Origin of the sequence: Cellulosimicrobium sp. AB352, assembly GCF_049538415.1 — a bacterium.
Taxonomy (GTDB): Bacteria; Actinomycetota; Actinomycetes; order Actinomycetales; family Cellulomonadaceae; genus Cellulosimicrobium; species Cellulosimicrobium funkei.
Genome location: NZ_JBMVFX010000001.1, coordinates 213,721 through 235,454 on the forward strand (window position 1 = coordinate 213,721; position 21,734 = coordinate 235,454).

Genomic DNA, 21,734 nt, shown 5'->3' on the forward strand with positions numbered 1-21,734 from the left:
TGAACGAAAGACGAGGACCGTCCCGTGCCCGGCAGCAGGACGCGCCCCACCGGCGCCGACGCCCCGCCCGCCCCGACCGACCCGCCGGCCACCGCCGCCCGGCACGACCGCCCCCGCGACCGGCTCCCTGCCGAGCCGTCGGTCCGGCGACCGCACGCGCTCACCGGTTCCCGCGTCCGCCGCTCGCTCGCGCTCATGGGGCGCGGCATCCGCGACGAGCCCCGCACGTACGTGCTGGCGATCGGGTCCTCCGCGCTCTTCGGCGCGCTGACCGTCGCCGTGAGCGGCGCGGTCGGCCGGGTCACCGACGAGGTCGTGGTGCCCGCGCTCGCGGGCGACGAGGCCGCGCGCGGCCGCATCTGGGTCGCGGGCCTCGTGCTCGCCGGGATCGCGCTCTCGCTCGCGGTGAGCGTCGCCGCGCGGCGCATCTTCGCGGGCAACGGGTACGCCGCGCTGCAGGCGCGCCACCGCACCGCGGTGACCCGCCAGTACCTGCGCCTGCCGATGTCGTGGCACCGCTCGCACCCGGCCGGGCAGCTCCTGTCGAACGCGAACTCCGACGTCGAGGCCGCGACGGGCGTCTTCAACCCGCTGCCGTTCGCGCTGGGCGTCGTCGTCATGATCGGCGTCGCCGCCGTGATGCTCTTCCGGGTGGACGTCTGGCTCGCGTGCGCGGCGCTCGTGGTCATCCCGGTCGCCGTCGCCGTGAACATCGTGTTCCAGCGTTACATGTCGCCCGCCATCACGCGGGCGCAGCAGCTGCGCGCCGAGGTGTCCGACGTCGCGCACGAGAGCTTCGAGGCCGCGCTCCTCGTCACGTCGCTCGGCACCGCGGACCGCGAGGAGCGCCGCTTCGCCGAGCGCACCGACGAGCTGCGCGCCGCGAACGTGCGGGTCGGTGTCGTGCGCGCGTTCTTCGACCCCGTCATCGAGCTCCTGCCGTCGCTCGGCACGCTCCTCGTGCTGGGCGTCGGGACCGTGCGCCTCACCGCGGGCGACGTCGCGCCCGGCGACATCATCACCGCCGCGTACCTCCTGACCGTGATGGCCGTGCCGGTCCGCGCGTTCGGCTGGGTCCTCGGCGAGCTCCCGCGCGCGCTCGTCGGGTACGAGCGCATCAGCCGCGTCGTCGACGCCGGGGGCGTGCTGCGTCCCGGGACGTCGGCCCTGAGCGGGACGGGTGCCGGGCTGGGCGTGCGGCTCGAGGGCATCGGTGTCGACGTCCGGGCGGGCGGCCGCGAGCTCACGCTGCTCGACGGCGTGGACCTCACCGTGGCGCCGGGGACGACGGTCGCCGTCGTCGGCCCGACGGGCGCCGGCAAGACGACGCTCGTCTCGCTCCTCGCGCGGCTCTCGGACCCGACGCGCGGGCGCGTGCTCCTCGACGGCACCGACGCGCGCGACGTGCGCGCGGCGGACCTCACGACGCAGGTCGCCCTCGTCGCGCAGCAGGCGTTCGTGTTCGAGGACACCGTGCGCGCGAACGTCACGCTCGTCGACGACGGCGATCCCGGCCCGGACGACGCGGAGGTCTGGGCGGCTCTGCGGCTCGCGCGCGTGGACGACGTCGTCGAGCGGCTCCCGGAGGGCCTCGACGCCCCGCTCGGGGAGCGGGGGGCCAACCTGTCCGGCGGCCAGCGCCAGCGTCTCGCGATCGCGCGCGCGCTCGTCCGGCGTCCGCGCCTGCTCGTCCTCGACGACGCGACGTCGGCCGTCGACCCGCGGGTCGAGCAGGAGATCCTCGCGGGCGTCGCGCGGGGCGGCGACGACCGCCCGACGGTCGTCATGGTCGCCTACCGCATGTCGAGCGTCGCGCTCGCGGACGTCGTCGTGCACGTGGAGTCGGGGCGGGTGGTGGACGTCGGGACGCACGACGAGCTGCTCGCCCGCGATCCCGGGTACCGCGAGCTCGCGACCGCGTACGCGCGCGAGGCGGAGCGCCGGGAGAACGAGCGCGCCGACGCGACGGACGACTCGGTGCGCGACGCGGGCGAGGACGACCAGGTCCGCGACGGTCGCCGGGACGACGACCTCGCGCGCCAGGAGGAGACGGAGGAGGACGACGTCGTGCGGCACGTCGAGACGGGGGCGCTGGAGGAATGACCCGGACCACGACCGAACGACCCGGGCGGTCGACCCGCCGGGGCGCGGGCCCCGCCGTCGACGGCGGCGCGGACGTCCGCACCGGCGACGCGCGCATCGCCTCGGCGAGCTCCCTGGGCGTCCTCGCGACGCTGCGTCGCGGCGTGCAGGTCTCGCCGCAGATCCTCGCCGGCATCTGGGTGACCCTCGGCCTCGCCGTCGCCGCGGCGCTGGGCCGGGTCGTCGTGCCCGTGACCGTGCAGCAGACCATCGACACGGGCGTGCTCGCCGACGGCGGTCCGGACACGACGCGCGTCGCGGTGCTCGTGGGCGTCGCCGCCGTGATCCTCGTCGTCGCCGGGCTGTGCTCGGCCCTCGTCAACGTGCGCCTGTTCCGGTCGACCGAGGCCGGCCTCGCCGCGCTGCGCGTACGCGCGTTCCGGCACGTGCACGACCTGTCGGTGCTCACCCAGAACTCCGAGCGGCGCGGGTCGCTCGTCTCGCGCGTCACGAGCGACGTCGACACGATCTCGCTGTTCGTGCAGTGGGGCGGCATCATGCTGCTCGTCTCGGTGCTGCAGATCGGCGTCGCGACGGCGCTCATGGCGGTGTACTCGTGGCAGCTCACGCTCGTGGTGTGGGCGTGCTTCGTGCCGCTGTTCCTCGTCCTGCGCCCCGCGCAGGCGCGGGTCAACGACGCCTACACTCAGGTCCGCGCGCGGGTCGGCGCGATGCTCGGCGCGATCTCGGAGTCCGTCGTCGGCGCGGAGACCATCCGCGCGTACGGCGCCGGAGCCCGGACGGCCCGCCGCGTCGACGCCGCGGTCGACGCGACGCGGCGCGCGATGGTCCGGGCGCAGAAGCTGGTCGCCGTCGTGTTCTCGAGCGGCGTGCTCGTGGCGAACCTCGTGCTCGCGGTCGTCGTGGTCGTCGGGTCGCTGCTCGGCGTGGCGGGCGACATCTCGGTGGGCCAGCTCCTCGCCTTCCTCTTCCTCGTCCAGCTCTTCACCGGGCCGGTCCAGATGGCGACGGAGATCCTCAACGAGCTGCAGAACGCCGTGGCGGGCTGGCGCCGCGTCCTCGCGGTCCTGGAGACGCCGGTCGAGGTCGTCGACAAGGGCCCCGACGGCGTGCGCAGCCCGCGCGGCCCGGCCCACGTGCGCCTCGAGGGCGTCCGGTTCGCCTACCCCGACGGGCCCGAGGTGCTGCACGGCGTCGATCTCGACCTCCCGGCGCGCGCCTCGGTCGCCGTCGTCGGCGCGACCGGCTCGGGAAAGACGACGATCGCGAAGCTCGTCACGCGGCTCATGGACCCGACGGGCGGGCGTGTGCTCCTGGACGGCACGGACCTGCGCGACCTGTCCGTGGCGTCCCTGCGCGAGCGCGTCGTGCTCGTGCCCCAGGAGGGCTTCCTGTTCGACGGGACGCTCGCCGACAACGTCGCCTACGGGCTCCGGGGCGCCGCCGAGGAGGAGCCGGCTGCCGCGCGTCGTGCTCGGATCGAGGCGGCCGTCGAGCGGCTCGGCCTCACCGACTGGGTCGCGGACCTGCCGGACGGGCTCGACTCCTCGGTCGGCCAGCGGGGCGAGTCCCTCTCCGCGGGCGAGCGGCAGCTCGTCGCGCTCGTCCGGGCGTACCTCGCGGAGGCGGACCTGCTCGTCCTGGACGAGGCGACGTCCGCCGTCGACCCGGCGACCGAGGTCCGGATCGCGCGGGCGCTCGCGTCGCTCACCGCGGGCCGGTCGACGCTGACGATCGCGCACCGCCTCTCCACGGCCGAGGCGGCCGACCTCGTCGTCGTCGTCGACGCCGGGCACGTCGTGGAGGTGGGCCACCACGACGACCTCGCCCGCGCGGGCGGGGTCTACGCCCGCATGCACGACGCCTGGGTCTCCCAGACCCGCTGACCTGCCCGGCCGGGCGACCGACGTCACGCCGGGTCGGGCGAGACGGGGGACCGGCGGCGGCCCGGCGTCTGGCAGGATTCTCGGGTGCCCGACTCCACGACCGGCCCGCAGACCACGACCCCGTCCGCGCTCGACCCCGAGGTCGCCGCGCGGCTCAAGCGCGACGACGCCGGACTGGTCGCCGCGATCGTCCAGCAGCACGACACCGGTGAGGTGCTCATGCTCGGCTGGATGGACGACGAGGCGCTCCACCGCACCCTGACCACCGGGCGGGTGACGTTCTGGAGCCGGTCGCGCCAGGAGTACTGGCGCAAGGGCGACACGTCGGGCCACGTCCAGGTGGTGCGCTCGGTCGCGCTCGACTGCGACGGCGACGCGCTCCTCGTGCGCGTGCACCAGGTCGGCGCCGCGTGCCACACGGGCACCCGCACGTGCTTCGAGGCCGGGGGAGACCTGGGCGCCGTCGTCGGCGAGCTGCCGTCCGCGCCCGGTGCCCCGGACGCCGGGGCCGCGCCCGCCGTCGGACCGGACCCCGAGGAGGAGAACCAGTGAGCACGACCGTCGACCCGGCCGGCACCACCACCGTCCCCGCGGGCGGGCCCGCGTGGGGCACGACGTGGCCCGTGCTCGACGGCTTCCGCGCGCTCGCCCGCTCCCGCCGGGTCGTCCCGGTCGTGCGGCGCCTCCTGGCCGACGACGTCACGCCCGTCGGGCTCTACCGCACCCTCGCGCAGGGTCGGCCCGGCACCTTCGTGCTGGAGTCCGCGGAGTCGGACGGGCGCTGGGCCCGGTACTCGTTCGTCGGCGTCGCGTCCCGCGCGACCCTCACGGCGCGCGACGGCCGGGCGGTGTGGTCGGGCGACGTGCCCGCGGGCGTCCCGCGCGAGGGCGACGTGGTCGAGGTGCTGGAGGCGACGCTCGACGTGCTGCGCACGCCCGCGGTCGACGGCCTCCCGCCGCTCACGGGCGGGCTCGCCGGCGCGATCGGGTGGGACGTCATCCGGCACTGGGAGCCGACGCTGCCGGCGCACGCGCCCGACGAGCTGGGCGTGCCGGAGCTCACGCTGTGCCTCGCGACGGACCTCGCGGTCGTCGACCACGCGGAGGGCAGCGTGTGGCTCGTGGCGAACGCGATCAACTTCGACGACACGGACGAACGGGTCGACGAGGCGTACGCCGACGCGGTGCGGCGCCTGGACGCGATGCAGGCGCGCCTCGTCGCGGGCGGTGCGCACGTCGCGTCGGTCGTGGCCGCCGACGCCGTCGAGCCGGAGCTCGAGTTCCGCTCGACGCGCGACGAGTTCGAGGCGTCCGTCGTGGCGGGCAAGGACGCGATCCGCGAGGGCGAGGTCTTCCAGGTCGTCCTCTCGCAGCGCCTGGACCTCGACTGCCCGGCGGACCCGCTGGACGTCTACCGGGCGCTGCGCACGATCAACCCGAGCCCGTACATGTACTACTTCCAGCTCACGGACGCGGACGGGCGCGACTTCGCGGTCGTCGGGTCGAGCCCGGAGACGCTGGTCAAGGTCGAGGACGGGCGGGTCACGACGTTCCCCATCGCGGGCTCGCGGCCGCGCGGCGCCACGCCCGAGGAGGACGTCGCGCTCGGGGAGGAGCTGCGCGAGGACCCCAAGGAGCTCGCGGAGCACATCATGCTCGTCGACCTCTCGCGCAACGACCTCGTCAAGGTCTGCGAGCCGACGTCGGTCGAGGTCGTGGAGTTCATGGCGACCAAGCGGTTCAGCCACATCATGCACCTGTGCTCGACGGTCGTCGGCACGCTGCGCGACGGCGCGACGGCGCTCGACGCCTTCCGGGCCACGTTCCCCGCGGGGACGCTCTCGGGCGCGCCCAAGCCGCGCGCGATCGCCCTCATCGACGAGCTCGAGCCCGCCTCGCGCGGGATCTACGGTGGGACGGCCGGGTACTTCGACTTCGACGGGAACATGGACATGGCGATCGCCATCCGCACGGCGCTGATCCGCGACGGGCGCGCGAGCGTCCAGGCCGGGGGCGGGATCGTCGCCGACTCCGTGCCGGCGCTCGAGTACGCGGAGTCGCGCAACAAGGCGGCCGCGGCGGTCCGCGCCGTGCAGGTCGCGGCGCGGCTGCGGGGGCTCGCGTGAGCCGCCCCGGCGGCCCGGCCCGCCGCACGGCCATCTGGGTCCTGCTGCTCCTCGGGGGCGCGACCCTCGCGGCGGCCGTGCCCACGTGGCTGCGCACGACGGGGGCCACCGCGCTCGACCCGCAGATCGACGTCGCGGTGGCCGGCACGTCGGCCGCACCCGGCGTGAGCGCGGCCGCGCTCGTGCTCGTCGCGGCCGCGCTCGCGCTCGGCCTCGTGGGACGGGTCGGCCGGTGGGTCGTCCTGGCGGTCGCGGCGGCGAGCGGCGTCGTCGCGACGGTGTCGGCGCTGAGCGTCGCGATCGACCCGGAACCGACCGCCCGGTCGGCGGTGGCCGAGGCGACGGGCGTGACGGAGCTGATCGCACCGGTCGAGCTCACCGCGGCGCCCTGGGTGGCGGCCGTGCTCGGCGTGCTCACCGTGCTCGTGGTGGTGTGGGTGGCGCGCGGCGCGCGGTCGTGGGCGAGCGCCTCGACGCGGCACGAGCGGGCCGGGGCGGCGCCCGCGACGGCAGCCGGCACGCCCGCGGACGGGACGCCCGAGGCCAAGGGCGCGGCCGGCCCCGCCGACGCCGAGGACGTCTCCGACCACGACGCGTGGGACGCGCTCTCCCGCGGCGAGGACCCCACGGACCGCTGAGCAGCGCGGACGTGTCCCACGCGACGTCCGCCGACGTCCCGCGACGGGACGGGCCCCGGCCCGGTCCGATAGGCTCTGACCACATCTTGACGAAAGGCACGACCCTCATGGCCGAGAACCAGCAGACCACCGAGATCGCCTACCTGCCGCCCGCGGCACCGCCCACGAACCACGGCCACACCGTCGCCGCGTGGTTCACCATGATCGGCATCATGGTCGGCGCCCTCGTGGCCGCGATCGGTGTCGTGGTCGCCGCCGTCTGGCTGTTCTGGGTCGGCATGGGCGTCGTGGCCGTGGCGCTCGTCGGCGGCCTCGTGCTCCGCAACATGGGCTACGGGCAGAAGAAGCAGGACGCGCGGTGACGCAGCCGCCGGAACCGGGCCCGCACGACGCCACGCCCCCGCAGGACGGGTCGCAGGCGCCGTACGGCTCGTCGGTGCCCGGCGGCGCGCAGCACCCCGGCCCGCAGGGTCCTGACCAGGGCTACCCCGGTCAGCAGCAGCCCGGCCAGCCGTACCCGGGTCAGCAGCAGCCCGGCCAGCCGTACCCGGGCCAGCAGCAGCACCCGGCGCAGGCGTACCCGGGCCAGCAGTACCCCGGTCAGCAGTACCCGGCCGGCGCGTACGCGCCGCCGCCGTACTACCCGAAGAACAACCTCGCGATCTGGTCCCTCGTCCTGGGCATCGCCGCGTTCGTGCTCAGCTGCGGCTTCTTCACGGGCATCCCCGCGGTCATCGTGGGCAACGCGGCGAAGCGTGCCGTCGCGGAGGGCCAGGCGGACAACGACGGCATGGCGACGGCGGGGATCATCCTCGGCTGGGTCGCGATCGGCCTGTCCGCGATCGGTCTGCTGCTCCTGCTGGTGTTCTTCCCCGCCGTCCTCGCCTGGGTCGGCACGATCCCCGACCAGTACTGACGGGGCGGTCACGTGACGTCCGAGGCGGTGCGCCGACGGCTGGTGCCGCGCGAGGCCGTGGCGCCGCTCGCCGTCGGTGCGCTCGTCGCGGCCGCGACGGCGTACGTGGGCGCAGTCGACCCGAACCGCCCGGGCCACTACGTCACGTGCCCGCTGCTCGCCCTGACGGGCCTCGCGTGCCCCGGGTGCGGAGGCCTGCGCGCCACGCACGACCTCGTGCACCTCGACCTGGCCGCGGCCTGGTCCATGAACCCGCTGTGGGTCGTCGTCGCCCCCCTGCTCGTCGTGCTGTGGGGCCTGTGGCTCGCCCGTGCGTGGCGCGGCCGCCCCGCGCCGCGTGTGCCCGCGGGGGTGGCGTGGACGTCGCTCGCCGTGCTCGTGCTCTTCGGGGTGCTGCGCAACGTGCCCGCTCTGGCCCCGTGGCTCGGCCCGGTGGCCGCCTGAGCCGGCGGCCGTGACTGCGACCGGCCGCGCCGCGCGCGTCTCGGGGGCTGGGCCGTGGTCATCGTCACTCGGGGGCGGCTCTACGATGGCAGGTACCTCCCTGTCAACGGGTCGGCCCGAACCTGTGGGTGCACGCCGGCCGACCGGCCCGGCAGGGGGCGGGACGACACGGGGAGTGGTGGGACGATGACGGTGCTGGACGACATCGTCGCGGGTGTGCGCGAGGACCTCGCGGCACGCCAGGCGACGACCTCGCTCGACGAGCTCAAGGAACGAGCCGCCCGCGTCCCCGGTGCGCTCGAGTGCGTGAGCCGCCTCAAGGCGGACGACGCCGTGGCCGTCATCGCCGAGGTGAAGCGGTCGAGCCCCAGCAAGGGCGCGCTCGCGTCCATCTCCGACCCGGCCGAGCTCGCGGGGGAGTACGAGAAGGGCGGCGCGGCCGCGATCTCGGTGCTCACCGAGCAGCGGCGGTTCAACGGGAGCCTCGCCGACCTCGACGCCGTCCGGGCGCGGGTCGACGTCCCCGTGCTCCGCAAGGACTTCGTCGTGACGCCGTACCAGGTGTGGGAGGCGCGCGCCCACGGCGCGGACATCGTGCTCCTCATCGTCGCGGCGCTCGAGCAGACGGTGCTCACGTCGCTCGTCGAGCGCGTGCACTCGCTCGGCATGACCGCGCTCGTCGAGGTCCACACGCTCGACGAGGTCACGCGCGCGCTCGACGCCGGGGCGCGGGTCGTCGGCGTCAACTCGCGCGACCTCAAGACGCTCGACGTCGACCGCACGACCTTCGCGCGCCTCGCGCCCGCGATCCCCGACGAGGTCGTCCGCGTGGCCGAGTCCGGCGTGCGCGGGCCGCACGACGTCATGGACTACGCCCGCTCCGGCGCGCACGCCGTGCTGGTCGGCGAGGCGCTCGTGACCGACGACGCGCCGCGCTCGTCCGTCGCCGACCTCGTCGCGGCCGGGTCGCACCCGTCGCTGTGGTCCGTGCGGCCCTGAGGCACGACGGCACCGTCCGTCACGTCGCAGGCGCCGCGCCCCGGCCCAGCACACCCCACCACGCAGGAGGACCGGCCCCGTGCCCGACTCGACACCATCGACCACCCCTCCGAGCGGCGCGCACTCCGTCCGCGCCGACCTGACGCGCTCCCTCGCGACCCAGGAGGGTCCCTACTTCGGCGAGTTCGGCGGGCGCTACGTGCCCGAGGCGCTCGTCGCCGCGCTCGACGAGCTCGAGACCGAGTACCGCAAGGCGCTCGACGACCCGGCGTTCGTGACCGAGCTCGCGCGCCTGCAGCGCGAGTACACCGGCCGCCCGAGCCCGCTCACCGAGGTGCCCCGCTTCGCGGAGCACGCCGGCGCCTCGCGCGTCTTCCTCAAGCGCGAGGACCTCAACCACACCGGCTCGCACAAGATCAACAACGTCCTGGGCCAGGCGCTGCTCGTCAAGCGCATGGGCAAGAAGCGCGTGATCGCCGAGACGGGCGCCGGCCAGCACGGCGTCGCGACGGCGACGGCCGCCGCCCTGCTCGACCTCGAGTGCGTCGTCTACATGGGCGAGGAGGACACGCGGCGCCAGGCGCTGAACGTCGCGCGCATGCGCCTCCTCGGCGCCGAGGTCGTCCCCGTGACGATCGGCCAGCGCACCCTCAAGGACGCGATCAACGAGGCGCTGCGCGACTGGGTCGCCAACGTCGACACGACGCACTACCTGCTCGGCACCGTGACCGGGCCCCACCCGTTCCCCGAGATGGTGCGCGAGTTCCACCGCGTCATCGGCGAGGAGGCGCGCACGCAGATCCTCGACCGCATCGGGCGCCTGCCCGACGCGCTCGCCGCGTGCGTGGGCGGCGGCTCGAACGCGCTCGGGCTCTTCAACGCCTTCCTCGACGACGAGGGCGTCGAGCTCTTCGGCTTCGAGGCCGGGGGCGAGGGCATCGAGACGGGCCGCCACGCGGCCCGCTTCAGCGGCGGCGCGCCGGGCGTCCTGCACGGCGCACGCTCGTACCTCCTCCAGGACGAGGACGGCCAGACCCTGCCGAGCCACTCGGTGTCCGCGGGTCTCGACTACCCGAGCGTCGGGCCGGCCCACTCGTGGCTACACGACCTCGGCCGCGCGACGTACCTGCCCGTGACCGACGCCGAGGCGATGGACGCGTTCCGGCTGCTGTGCCGCACCGAGGGGATCATCCCCGCGATCGAGTCGGCCCACGCCCTCGCGGGCGCGCTGCGGATCGGGCGCGAGGCCGCGGCCGCGGGCCGCACCGACCACGTGATCCTCGTGAACCTCTCGGGGCGCGGGGACAAGGACGTGGCGACCGCCGCCCGGTGGTTCGACCTCGTGGACGACGACGCGATCGCCGAGACGGCGACGGGCACGGAGGGACAGCTGTGAGCGCCGCCCAGACCCAGGACGCACCCGGGGCGTCGACGCCGGGGACGGCGTCGGCCACCGCACGCCGCCTGCTCGAGCTGCGCGCGGAGGGTCGCGCGGGGCTCGTCGGCTACCTGCCGGTCGGCTTCCCGACGGTCGACCGCTCCGTCGAGGCGGCGCTCGCGCTCGTGGACTCGGGCGTGGACGTGCTCGAGCTCGGCATCCCGTACACGGACCCCGTCATGGACGGACCGGTCATCCAGGCCGCTGCCCAGGCGGCGCTCGACGGCGGTGCGCGCGTCGCGGACGTCTTCCGCGTCGTCGCGGCCGTCACCGAGCGCACGGGCGGGCGCGTGCCGGTGCTCGTCATGACGTACTGGAATCCCGTGCTGCGCTACGGCGTCGACGCGTTCGCGCGCGACCTCGCGGCGGCCGGGGGAGCCGGGCTCATCACGGCCGACCTCGTCCCCGACGAGGGTCGCGCGTGGCTGGACGCCGCCGAGGCGCACGGTCTCGACCGCGTGTTCCTCGTCGCGCCGAGCTCGACGCCGGAGCGCCTCCGGCTCACCGCGCGCGCGTCGCGCGGCTTCGTCTACGCGGCCTCGACGATGGGCGTCACGGGCGTGCGCGCCGCCGTCGGGCCCCAGGCCGCGCGGCTCGTCGCCGACACGCGCGCGGCGGGCGCCGAGCTCGTGTGCGTCGGCCTCGGCGTCTCCACGGCCGAGCAGGCCGCGGAGGTCGCGCGCTACGCCGACGGCGTCATCGTCGGCTCGGCGTTCGTCCGGCCCCTGCTGGGCGACGCCCCGTGGGACGAGCGACTCGCCGCGCTCCGCACGGTCGCCGCCTCGCTGGCGGCCGGGGTGCGGTCCGCCCGTCAGGAGCAGCCCGGCACGACGGCGCCCGGCGGGGTGGTCGCATGAGCGCCGCGCTCGCCGTCGGGCAGCTCGTGGAGGCCGCGGGCGTCCTGCCCGCGGCGATCCCGAGCCCGCCCCAGCACACCTGGTACCTCGGGCCGTTCCCGATCCGCGCCTACGCGCTCGCGATCCTCGCCGGGATCGGCGTCGCCCTGTGGCTCACGCGGCGTCGCTGGGTGGAGCGCGGGGGAGAGGCCGACGACGTCCTGGAGATCGCGTTCTGGGCGGTCCCGTTCGGGATCGTCGGCGGGCGGCTCTACCACGTCTTCTCGACGCCCGACCCGTACTGGGGCCCGAACGGGGACCCCGTCCGCGCGCTGTACGTGTGGGAGGGCGGCCTCGGCATCTGGGGCGCGGTCGCGCTCGGCGCGGTCGGCGCGTACATCGGGTGCCGTCGCCAGCGCGTGAGCTTCCCGGCGTTCGCGGACGCGCTCGCCCCGGGGCTGCTCCTCGCGCAGGCCGTCGGCCGCCTCGGCAACTGGTTCAACCAGGAGCTGTTCGGCTCGCCCACGACGCTGCCGTGGGGCCTGCGGGTCGACGACTCGGTCGCCGCCGCGGCCGGCTACCCGCCGGGCACGCTGTTCCACCCGACGTTCCTCTACGAGATGGTCTGGAACATCGCCGCTGCCCTGCTCCTGATCTACCTGGACCGTCGGTTCCGGCTCGGTCACGGTCGGGTATTCTGGCTCTACGTCTTCGTCTACACGCTCGGTCGGGTGTGGATCGAGATGCTGCGCATCGACGAGGCCGAGCTCGTCCTCGGTCTCCGGCTGAACGTCTGGACCTCGATCCTGGTCGGTGTCGGTGCGTTGGTAGCGTTTATCGTTGTCGGGCGTCGCCACCCCGGGCGCGAGGAGACGGTGTCCCTCGACGCGCCGGGCGAGGCGCCCGCCACGGAGCCCACGGAGCCGGTCGAGGAGTCGACCGACGCCGCGGACCCCGAGAAGACCGCGGACTCCGACGACTCGGAGGAGTCCGAGCAGGCAGATGCCGCGCGACCAGACCCCGGTCGCTGAGCCTCCGTCACTCAACGGCGAATCCGCCGGGCGACCGCCCGGTGGTTCCGTCATGTCCACCAGGGCCGACGACGTCCCGAACCCCCCCAGCTGGAACCAGCCCGGCCGTCTCGGTCGGGCGCCTGTGAGGACGGTGTTGATGACCACGCCGCAGTATCGGGACGCGCACCGGGCACCCGCCCTGTCCGCCCCTCCCACGGCATCCGGTCTGTACGACCCCGCCGCCGAGCACGACGCGTGCGGCGTCGCCTTCGTGGCGACGCTCCGCGGCACGCCCGGACGCGACATCGTGGACGCGGGGCTCACGGCCCTGCTCAACCTGGACCACCGCGGCGCGGTGGGCGCCGAGGAGAACAGCGGCGACGGCGCGGGGATCCTCACGCAGATCCCCGACGCCTTCGTGCGCGACGTGGTCGACGCCGAGCTCCCGCCCGCCGGGCACTACGCCATCGGCATGGCGTTCCTCCCGCAGGACCCCGAGGCGGCCGCGACCACGGCCCGCGCGGTCGAGGCGATCGCCGCCGAGGAGAAGCTCGAGGTCCTCGCCTGGCGCGACGTCCCCGTGACGGCCGACCTCGTGGGCCCGAGCGCGCGCGCGTCGATGCCGCTGTTCCGTCAGGTCGTCGTGGCCGACCCGTCGCGCGAGCTGGCCGGCGTCGACCTCGACCGCCGGACGTACCGTCTGCGCAAGCGCGCGGAGAACGAGCTCGGACTCTTCTTCGCGTCGCTGTCGGCGCGCACGCTCACCTACAAGGGCATGCTCACGACGGCGCAGCTCGAGCCGTTCTTCCCGGACCTGTCCGACCCGCGGTACGCGAGCGAGATCGCGCTCGTGCACTCGCGGTTCTCGACGAACACGTTCCCGTCCTGGCCGCTCGCGCAGCCGTTCCGGATGATCGCGCACAACGGCGAGATCAACACGGTGCGCGGCAACCGGAACTGGATGGCCGCGCGCGAGGGCACGCTCGCGAGCGACGCCCTCGGCGACCTCGCGCCGCTGCTCCCGGTGTGCTCCGACGGCTCGAGCGACTCGGCGAGCTTCGACGAGGTGTTGGAGCTGCTGCACCTGTCGGGCCGCTCGCTGCCGCACGCCGTGCTCATGATGGTCCCGGAGGCGTGGGAGAACCACGCCGAGATGGACCCGGACCTGCGCGCGTTCTACGAGTACCACTCGACGCTCATGGAGCCGTGGGACGGCCCCGCGTGCCTCAACTTCACCGACGGCACCCTCATCGGCGCGGTCCTCGACCGCAACGGTCTGCGCCCCGGGCGCTACTGGGTCACCGAGGACGGCCTCGTCGTGCTCGCGAGCGAGGCGGGCGTGCTCGACCTCGACCCCGCGACGATCGTCCGCAAGGGCCGTCTCGAGCCGGGCCGCATGTTCCTCGTCGACACCGGCCAGGGCCGGATCATCGAGGACGAGGAGATCAAGTCCCAGCTCGCGGCGCAGCGCCCGTACGCGCGGTGGGTCGCGGAGAACGCGGTCTACCTCGACCAGCTCCCCGAGCGCGAGCACGTCGCGCACAGCCCCGCGTCGGTCGAGCGCCGCCAGCGTGCCTTCGGGTACACGCAGGAGGAGCTCAAGGTCATCCTCACCCCGATGGCCAACACGGGCGCCGAGCCCCTCGGCGCCATGGGCACGGACACGCCCATCGCCGTCCTCGCGAAGCGCCCGCGCCTGCTCTTCGACTACTTCACGCAGATGTTCGCGCAGGTCACGAACCCGCCGCTGGACGCGATCCGCGAGGAGCTCGTCACGTCGATCGGCGGGGCGATCGGCCCCGAGCCGAACCTGCTCGTCGACACCCCGGAGCACGCGCGCAAGCTCATGCTGCCGTTCCCGGTGCTCGACAACGACCAGCTCGCGAAGATCATCCGCGTCGACAAGGACCCGAACCTCGCGGGCGTCTTCCGCGCCGTGACGATCAAGGGCCTGTACCGCGTCGCGGGCGGCGGCGAGTCGTTGCTCGCGCGGCTCGAGGAGATCTTCGCCGAGGTCGACGCGCACGTCGCGGCCGGCGCGAGCTTCATCGTGCTGTCGGACCGCGACTCGGACGCCGAGCACGCGCCGATCCCGTCGCTGCTGCTGTCGAGCGCGGTGCACCACCACCTCCTGCGGCGCCACACGCGCACGCAGGTGTCGCTCGTCGTCGAGGCGGGGGACGTGCGCGAGGTGCACCACGTCGCGCTCCTCATCGGCTACGGCGCCGCCGCGGTGAACCCCTACCTCGCGATGGAGACCGTCGAGGACCTCGCGCGCCGCGGCTACCTCGCGGTCGACCCGGCCAAGGCCGTCGCGAACCTCATCAAGGGCCTCGGCAAGGGTGTCCTCAAGGTCATGAGCAAGATGGGCATCTCGACCATCTCCTCCTACCGCGGCGCCCAGGTCTTCGAGGCCGTGGGTCTCTCGCACGACCTCGTGCAGGCGTTCTTCACGGGCACGACGTCGCGCCTCAGCGGCATCGGGCTCGACGTCGTCGCGGCCGAGGTCGCGGCGCGCCACGTGGACGCGTACCCGCGCTCCGGCAACCACCGCCCGCACGTCCGCCTGACCACGGGCGGCGAGTACCAGTGGCGCCGCGACAGCGAGGAGCACCTGTTCGACCCGGAGACGGTGTTCCGCCTCCAGCACTCGACGCGCGAGCGTCGGTTCGACATCTTCCGCGAGTACACGCACCGCGTGGACGAGCAGTCCTCGCGGCTCATGACCCTGCGTGGCCTCCTCGAGCTGCGCGAGGGCGAGCGCCCCGCGGTGCCGCTCGACGAGGTCGAGCCCGTGAGCGAGATCGTCAAGCGCTTCAACACCGGCGCGATGTCGTACGGCTCCATCTCGGCCGAGGCCCACGAGACCCTCGCGATCGCGATGAACCGCCTCGGTGGTCGGTCGAACACGGGCGAGGGCGGCGAGGACCCCGAGCGCCTGTACGACCCGGAGCGTCGCTCGAAGGTCAAGCAGATCGCGTCGGGCCGCTTCGGCGTCACGAGCGAGTACCTGACGAACGCCGACGACATCCAGATCAAGCTCGCCCAGGGCGCCAAGCCCGGCGAGGGCGGTCAGCTGCCGGGCCACAAGGTGTACCCGTGGGTCGCGAAGACCCGGCACTCCACGCCGGGCGTCGGCCTCATCTCGCCGCCGCCGCACCACGACATCTACTCGATCGAGGACCTCGCGCAGCTCATCCACGACGCGAAGAACGCGAACCCGGCGGCGCGCGTCCACGTCAAGCTCGTCTCCGAGTTCGGCGTCGGCACGGTCGCGACGGGCGTGTCCAAGGCGCACGCGGACGTCGTCCTCATCTCGGGCCACGACGGCGGCACGGGCGCGAGCCCGCTGACGTCGCTCAAGCACGCGGGCACGCCGTGGGAGATCGGCCTCGCCGAGACGCAGCAGACCCTCGTGCTGAACAACCTGCGCGACCGCATCGTCGTGCAGGTCGACGGGCAGATGAAGACCGGGCGCGACGTCGTCGTGGCCGCGCTGCTCGGGGCCGAGGAGTTCGGCTTCGCGACCGCGCCGATGGTCGTCTCGGGCTGCGTCATGATGCGCGTGTGCCACCTGGACACGTGCCCGGTGGGCGTCGCGACGCAGAACCCGGAGCTGCGGGCCCGCTTCACGGGCAAGCCGGAGTTCGTCGTGAACTTCTTCGAGTTCATCGCGGAGGAGGTGCGCGAGTACCTGGCGCGCCTCGGGTTCCGGAGCATCGAGGAGGCGATCGGCCACGTCGAGTACCTCGACACGCGCCAGGCGATCGACCACTGGAAGGCGCAGGGTCTCGACCTCGCGCCCATCCTCGAGAAGCCCGTCCCCGTCGAGGGCGCGTCGCTGCGGAACACGACGACGCAGGACCACGGCCTCGAGAAGGCGCTCGACAACCAGCTCGTCGCGCTGGCCGAGGACGCGCTGGAGCGGCGTGAGCCGGTGCGGATCTCGCTGCCGGTCCGCAACGTCAACCGCACGGTCGGCACGATGCTCGGCCACGAGGTGACCAAGCGCTTCCGCGGCGAGGGCCTGCCGGACGACACGATCGACGTGACCCTCACGGGGTCCGCCGGCCAGTCGCTCGGGGCCTTCCTCCCGCGCGGCGTCACGCTGCGCCTGTTCGGGGACGCGAACGACTACGTCGGCAAGGGCCTGTCGGGCGGGCGGATCGTCGTGCGGCCGGACCGCAACGCGGTCCTCACCGGGTCGAGCAACGTCGTCGCCGGGAACGTCATCGGCTACGGCGCGACGTCGGGCGAGATCTTCCTGCGCGGCCGCGTCGGGGAGCGCTTCGGCGTCCGCAACTCGGGCGCGACGCTCGTCGTCGAGGGTGTGGGCGACCACGGGTGCGAGTACATGACGGGCGGCACGGTCGTCGTGCTGGGCCCGACCGGGCGCAACTTCGGCGCCGGCATGTCCGGCGGCACCGCGTACGTGCTCGACCTGCGCGAGAGCGCCGTGAACACGAGCGCGCTCGCGACCGGCGAGCTCGGGCTGAGCCCGCTCGAGGACGCCGAGGTCGCGCTCGTCGAGCGGCTCGTCCGCCGTCACCACGAGGAGACCGGATCGCCGCTCGCGGCCGAGCTGCTCGAGGACTTCGCCACGGCGGTGCAGCGCTTCACGCGCGTCCTGCCGACCGACTTCGCCCGCATGCGCTCGGCGCTCGAGAAGGCCGAGTCGGCCGGTCTCGACCCGGCCGCGCCCGGCGTGTGGGACCAGATCTTGGAGGTGGCCCGTGGCTGACCCCCGCGGATTCCTGAAGGTGCGGGAGCGCGAGCTCCCGCCGAACCGCCCGGTGGCCGTGCGCCTGCGGGACTGGAAGGACGTGCACGCGCACCTCGAGGAGGGTCAGCCGTTCCTCAAGGAGCAGGCGGGCCGCTGCATGGACTGCGGCATCCCGTTCTGCCACCAGGGCTGCCCGCTCGGGAACCTCATCCCCGAGTGGAACGACCTCGTCTACCGCGAGCAGTGGGCCGACGCGATCGACCGCCTCCACGAGACGAACAACTTCCCGGAGTTCACCGGTCGCGTGTGCCCGGCGCCGTGCGAGTCGAGCTGCGTGCTCGGCATCAACCAGCCGCCCGTGACGATCAAGAACGTCGAGGTCTCGATCATCGACGAGGCGTTCGAGCGCGGGTACGTCACGCCCCAGGTGCCGCAGCGGCTCACGGGCTTCACGGTCGCGGTCGTCGGGTCCGGTCCTGCCGGGCTCGCCGCCGCGCAGCAGCTCACGCGCGCCGGGCACACCGTCGCGGTGTACGAGCGCGACGACGCCGTCGGGGGCCTGCTGCGCTACGGCATCCCCGACTTCAAGCTCGAGAAGCACCACATCGACCGCCGCGTCGCGCAGATGGAGGCCGAGGGCACGCGGTTCCGCCCCGGCGTCGAGATCGGCGTCGACATCACGTGGGACGACCTGCGGGCGCGCTACGACGCGGTCGTGGTCGCGACCGGCGCGACGGTGCCGCGCGACCTGTCGGTGCCCGGGCGCGAGCTCGGCGGCATCCACTTCGCGATGGACTTCCTGCACCAGGCGAACGCGGTCGTGGCGGGGCACGAGGTGCCCGACCAGATCACGGCCACGGGCAAGCACGTCATCGTCATCGGTGGCGGCGACACGGGCTCGGACTGCCTCGGCACCTCGCTGCGCCAGGGCGCGGCGAGCGTCACGACGCTCGCGATCGGCAAGCAGCCGCCGCTCGAGCGGTCCGCGACCCAGCCGTGGCCGACCGACCCGATCGTGTTCGAGGTGTCCTCGTCCCACGAGGAGGGCGGCGAGCGCGAGTTCCTCGCGTCGACCGTCGCGTTCCTCGGCGACGAGAACGGAGCCGTGCGCGCGCTGCGCGTCGCGGAGACCGAGTACCTGCCCGACGGCCGTCGCGTGCCCAAGGAGGGCACCGAGCGCGAGATCCCCGCGGACCTCGTGCTCGTCGCGATGGGCTTCACCGGACCGGAGACGGCTGCCCTCACGACCCAGACCGGCGCGGACCTCACGGGGCGCGGCCTCGTGGCGCGCGGCGACGACTTCGCGTCTTCGCTGCCCGGGGTCTTCGTGGCCGGCGACGCCGGTCGTGGGCAGTCGTTGATCGTGTGGGCGATCGCCGAGGGGCGGGCGGCGGCGGCATCCGTCGACGCCTACCTTCAGGGAGGGACCGAGCTGCCCGCGCCCGTGCGCGCGAACACCGTGTCCTTGCGCGCTTGACGTGCACCCCGACGTCGGATGTCCGGCGCCGGGACGATGAGCGGGGCATCCTAGGGAGGGGCACCCCGCGACGACCGGCTCCTGGCCGGTCGGAAGACTAGAGGCTGGAGATATGCGCAGAGCAAAGATCGTCTGCACCATCGGACCCGCGACCGAGTCGAAGGAGCAGCTCCGCGCGCTCGTCGACGCGGGCATGGACGTGGCGCGGATCAACCGCAGCCACGGCAGCGCCGAGGAGCACGCGGCCGTCTACCACGGCGTGCGCGAGGCCGCCGCCGAGTCGGGCCGCTCCGTGGCCGTCCTCGTCGACCTCCAGGGGCCGAAGATCCGTCTGGGCCGCTTCGCGGGCGACGAGAAGCACTGGCTCGAGGAGGGTGACACCTTCACGATCACGACCGAGGACGTCGTCGGGACCAAGGAGCTCGTCTCCACGACGCACAAGGGCCTGCCGGGCGACGCCCGCGTCGGCGACCCGATCCTCATCGACGACGGCAAGGTGCTCGTCCGCGTCACCGCCGTCGAGGGCCCGCGCGTCGTCACGCGCGTCGAGGTCGCCGGCCCGGTGTCGAACAACAAGGGCCTGAACCTCCCGGGTGTCGCGGTCTCCGTGCCGGCGCTCTCCGAGAAGGACCAGGACGACCTGCGCTGGGCCCTCGCGCTCGGCGCGGACATCATCGCGCTGTCGTTCGTGCGGTCCGCGAAGGACTTCGAGGACGTCAAGCGGATCATGGACGAGGAGGGCCGCACGGTCCCCGTCGTCGCGAAGATCGAGAAGCCGCAGGCCGTCGAGAACCTCGCGGAGATCGTCGACGCGTTCGACGGCGTCATGGTCGCCCGCGGCGACCTCGCGGTCGAGCTCCCGCTGGAGCAGGTGCCGCTCGTCCAGAAGCGCATCGTCGAGCTCGCGCGTCGCAACGCGAAGCCCGTCATCGTCGCCACGCAGGTGCTCGAGTCCATGACGAACTCGCCGCGCCCGACGCGCGCCGAGGCGTCCGACTGCGCCAACGCCGTCCTCGACGGCGCCGACGCGGTCATGCTCTCGGGCGAGACGAGCGTGGGCGAGTACCCGATCCTCACGGTCCAGACGATGGCCCGGATCATCGAGGCGACGGAGGAGGCGGGCCGCGAGCGCATCGCGCCGCTCGGCTCGACGCCGCACACCCGCGGTGGCGCCATCACGCGCGCGGCGGCCGAGATCGGCGAGATCCTCGGTGCGAAGTACCTCGCGACGTTCACGCAGTCGGGCGACTCGGCGCGCCGCATGTCGCGCCTGCGCTCGTCCATCCCGCTGCTCGCGTTCACGCCGCGCGAGCACGTGCGCAACGTCCTGTCGCTCACGTGGGGCACCCAGACGTACCAGGTGCCCGAGGTGGAGAACACCGACGCGATGGTCGGCCAGGTCGACACGACCCTGCAGGCCAACGGCCTCGCCGAGGTCGGCGACCTCGTGGTCGTCGTCTCCGGCGCCCCCGTGGGCCAGCCGGGCACGACGAACTCGATCCTCGTGCACAAGATCGGCGACCACTCCGACACCCGGAACTGACGTCCGGAGCTCTCACCGGAGCTGACGCCGCGCGCCCGCCACGGGCGCTCGTGCTGCCCGACGGCGGCGCCCCCTGCGCGGGGGCGCCGCCGTCGGTCGTCCTGCGCGCCCGGGAAAGCCCGCGACACGGCCCCCGGCGCGCCCCTACCCTCGCGGGATGCGAGCCGTGCCTGCGTCCCTGGACCCCGCGGTCGTGCGTCGGGTCGACGCGCGGCTGGACGCCGTCGTGCGCGACGAGGGCGTCGCGGTCCCGCTCGCGGTGGAGAGCGGCAGCCGCGCGTGGGGGTTCCCGTCGCCGGACTCGGACTACGACTGCCGCTTCGTGTACGTGCGCCCGGGGGCCGACTACCTCGACCCCTGGCCGCGGCGCGACGTCGTCGAGACGCCGCTCGACGCGGTGCTGGACGTCAACGGGTGGGACCTCGTCAAGGCCGTGCGGCTGCTCGTGCGCGGGAACGCGACGCTGCTGGAGTGGCTGCGCTCGCCGATCGTCTACCGCGGCGACCCCGCGTTCCGCGCGGACCTGCTCGCGCTCGCCGAGCGGGTCGTCGACCGCGACACCGTGCGGCGCCACTACCTGCACGTCGCGCTCGGCCAGCGGGAGCGCTGGTGGACGGCGGACGACGTGCCGCTCAAGAAGCTCTTCTACGTCCTGCGCCCGGCCGCGACGCTGCGCTGGCTGCGCGTGCGGCCGGACGCCGTCCCGCCCATGCGCCTCGCGACGCTGCTCGACGAGGGCGAGGCACCGAGCGCGGTGGTGCAGGAGGCGTCCGGGCTCGTCGCGCTCAAGGCGGTCTCGCGCGAGATGGGCGCGGGCCCCGTCCCGGCCGTGCTCCGCCGGTTCGTCGACGACGAGCTCGCCGCCGCCACGGCGGCCGTGACGGTGGCGGGGGCCGGGGCCCTGACCGCTCGCTCGGTGGCGGGGGAGTTCTTCCGGTCGGCGGTCGCGCGGTACGGCCCGGCGGGGTCGCGGTCGACGACGGCTGCGGGCGCGCCGGGCGCCGCGTCGGGGGAGTGGCGGTGACCGACGGGCGCGCGCCTCGCTCGAGCGAGCGCGGCGGGTCGGCCCTACCCTCACGTGGGTGACCAGCGACCAGATCGAGGACGTCGACCAGGACCTGTACGCGGCGGCGAGCGACCCCGACGCCGACGGCGCGGCGGCCGCCGCGCGCGAGGCGACCTTCCGTGCGCTCGTCGCGCGCCGCGACGCGCGCGAGACCGCGGAGGCGGCCGCCACCGTGTGCGAGCAGGTCCAGCAGGTGGCGGAGGCCGCCGCACGCAGCGCGCAGGACGCGCTGACGTCCGCGACCGTCGCGCACTCCGCCGCTCTCCTCGGCGACGAGGCGATCGCCCGGCAGGCGGCGCGCGACGCGAGCGCCGCCGCCCGGGAGGCCGCGCGCGAGGCGGTCGTGTTGGACACGGCGCGGCCCGAGCTCTAGACGGCGTCGGTCCGTGCGCGGGGCCCCGCGGTCCGTCCGTGCCGTCCCGAGTCCCGCGGCACCGCTCGTCCTCGCCCTCTACCCTGGGCCCAGCGCTCGGCGTCCGCTCGGTGCTGACCATCCAGCCACCGGTGGACGGTGGGAGAGCGAGGT

Annotated in this window: 17 protein-coding genes; all 17 read left to right on the forward strand. The window is 74.4% G+C overall.

The window, feature by feature from the left end; all coding sequences use genetic code 11:
• Positions 1–195 precede the first annotated feature (195 nt).
• The 17 genes from ACPCUX_RS00985 to ACPCUX_RS01065 all read left to right on the forward strand — a co-directional run bounded on the left by ACPCUX_RS00985 (position 196) and on the right by ACPCUX_RS01065 (position 21,581).
• A complete protein-coding gene (locus ACPCUX_RS00985) occupies positions 196–2,103 on the forward strand; it encodes an ABC transporter ATP-binding protein (RefSeq protein ID WP_423388038.1) in 1,908 nt (635 codons plus the stop codon).
• Entirely contained in the window at positions 2,100–3,989 is a 1,890-nt protein-coding gene (locus tag ACPCUX_RS00990; RefSeq protein ID WP_423387990.1) for an ABC transporter ATP-binding protein, read from the forward strand. The genes ACPCUX_RS00985 and ACPCUX_RS00990 overlap by 4 nt, the downstream gene beginning before the upstream one ends.
• 84 nt (positions 3,990–4,073) lie before the next feature.
• Positions 4,074–4,541 (forward strand): phosphoribosyl-AMP cyclohydrolase, encoded by a 468-nt coding sequence (hisI, locus tag ACPCUX_RS00995; RefSeq protein ID WP_076404777.1) that lies wholly within the window; start codon positions 4,074–4,076, stop codon positions 4,539–4,541.
• Positions 4,538–6,115, forward strand: coding sequence for an anthranilate synthase component I (locus ACPCUX_RS01000; protein ID WP_061267739.1), 1,578 nt, complete (start codon positions 4,538–4,540; stop codon positions 6,113–6,115). Before hisI ends, ACPCUX_RS01000 begins: the two co-directional genes overlap by 4 nt.
• Positions 6,112–6,753: a Trp biosynthesis-associated membrane protein gene (locus ACPCUX_RS01005; protein ID WP_423387991.1), complete on the forward strand. Its 642-nt coding sequence runs from the start codon at positions 6,112–6,114 to the stop codon at positions 6,751–6,753. The genes ACPCUX_RS01000 and ACPCUX_RS01005 overlap by 4 nt, the downstream gene beginning before the upstream one ends.
• An 86-nt stretch (positions 6,754–6,839) precedes the next feature.
• A complete protein-coding gene (locus tag ACPCUX_RS01010) occupies positions 6,840–7,115 on the forward strand; it encodes an HGxxPAAW family protein (protein WP_228075274.1) in 276 nt (91 codons plus the stop codon).
• Positions 7,112–7,669 (forward strand): DUF4190 domain-containing protein, encoded by a 558-nt coding sequence (locus tag ACPCUX_RS01015; protein ID WP_114553731.1) that lies wholly within the window; start codon positions 7,112–7,114, stop codon positions 7,667–7,669. The genes ACPCUX_RS01010 and ACPCUX_RS01015 overlap by 4 nt, the downstream gene beginning before the upstream one ends.
• 12 nt (positions 7,670–7,681) lie before the next feature.
• The gene (locus tag ACPCUX_RS01020) at positions 7,682–8,113 is read left to right on the forward strand and encodes a DUF2752 domain-containing protein (RefSeq protein WP_168945483.1); all 432 of its coding nucleotides are present in this window, start codon (positions 7,682–7,684) and stop codon (positions 8,111–8,113) included.
• A gap of 186 nt (positions 8,114–8,299) precedes the next feature.
• Complete coding sequence (gene trpC / locus ACPCUX_RS01025; RefSeq protein WP_043651188.1) at positions 8,300–9,112, forward strand: indole-3-glycerol phosphate synthase TrpC; 813 nt, start codon at positions 8,300–8,302, stop codon at positions 9,110–9,112.
• 139 nt (positions 9,113–9,251) lie between these two features.
• Positions 9,252–10,508 carry a tryptophan synthase subunit beta gene (trpB, locus tag ACPCUX_RS01030; RefSeq protein WP_043651228.1) on the forward strand — a complete coding sequence of 419 codons (1,257 nt, stop codon included), beginning with the start codon at positions 9,252–9,254 and terminating at the stop codon, positions 10,506–10,508.
• Positions 10,505–11,407, forward strand: coding sequence for a tryptophan synthase subunit alpha (gene trpA, locus ACPCUX_RS01035; protein ID WP_423387992.1), 903 nt, complete (start codon positions 10,505–10,507; stop codon positions 11,405–11,407). Before trpB ends, trpA begins: the two co-directional genes overlap by 4 nt.
• Entirely contained in the window at positions 11,404–12,417 is a 1,014-nt protein-coding gene (lgt, locus tag ACPCUX_RS01040) for a prolipoprotein diacylglyceryl transferase (RefSeq protein ID WP_085387877.1), read from the forward strand. Before trpA ends, lgt begins: the two co-directional genes overlap by 4 nt.
• A gap of 139 nt (positions 12,418–12,556) precedes the next feature.
• Positions 12,557–17,140 (forward strand): glutamate synthase large subunit, encoded by a 4,584-nt coding sequence (gene gltB / locus ACPCUX_RS01045; protein ID WP_061267745.1) that lies wholly within the window; start codon positions 12,557–12,559, stop codon positions 17,138–17,140.
• On the forward strand, positions 17,133–18,599 hold the full coding sequence (locus ACPCUX_RS01050) for a glutamate synthase subunit beta (RefSeq protein WP_034651002.1): 1,467 nt from the start codon (positions 17,133–17,135) through the stop codon (positions 18,597–18,599). Before gltB ends, ACPCUX_RS01050 begins: the two co-directional genes overlap by 8 nt.
• A gap of 112 nt (positions 18,600–18,711) precedes the next feature.
• Positions 18,712–20,142, forward strand: coding sequence for a pyruvate kinase (gene pyk, locus ACPCUX_RS01055; RefSeq protein ID WP_021480418.1), 1,431 nt, complete (start codon positions 18,712–18,714; stop codon positions 20,140–20,142).
• Positions 20,143–20,299: 157 nt separating this feature from the next.
• Positions 20,300–21,166: a nucleotidyltransferase domain-containing protein gene (locus tag ACPCUX_RS01060; protein WP_415296060.1), complete on the forward strand. Its 867-nt coding sequence runs from the start codon at positions 20,300–20,302 to the stop codon at positions 21,164–21,166.
• A gap of 58 nt (positions 21,167–21,224) precedes the next feature.
• Positions 21,225–21,581, forward strand: coding sequence for a hypothetical protein (locus tag ACPCUX_RS01065; RefSeq protein ID WP_170982112.1), 357 nt, complete (start codon positions 21,225–21,227; stop codon positions 21,579–21,581).
• The last annotated feature ends 153 nt before the right edge of the window (positions 21,582–21,734 follow it).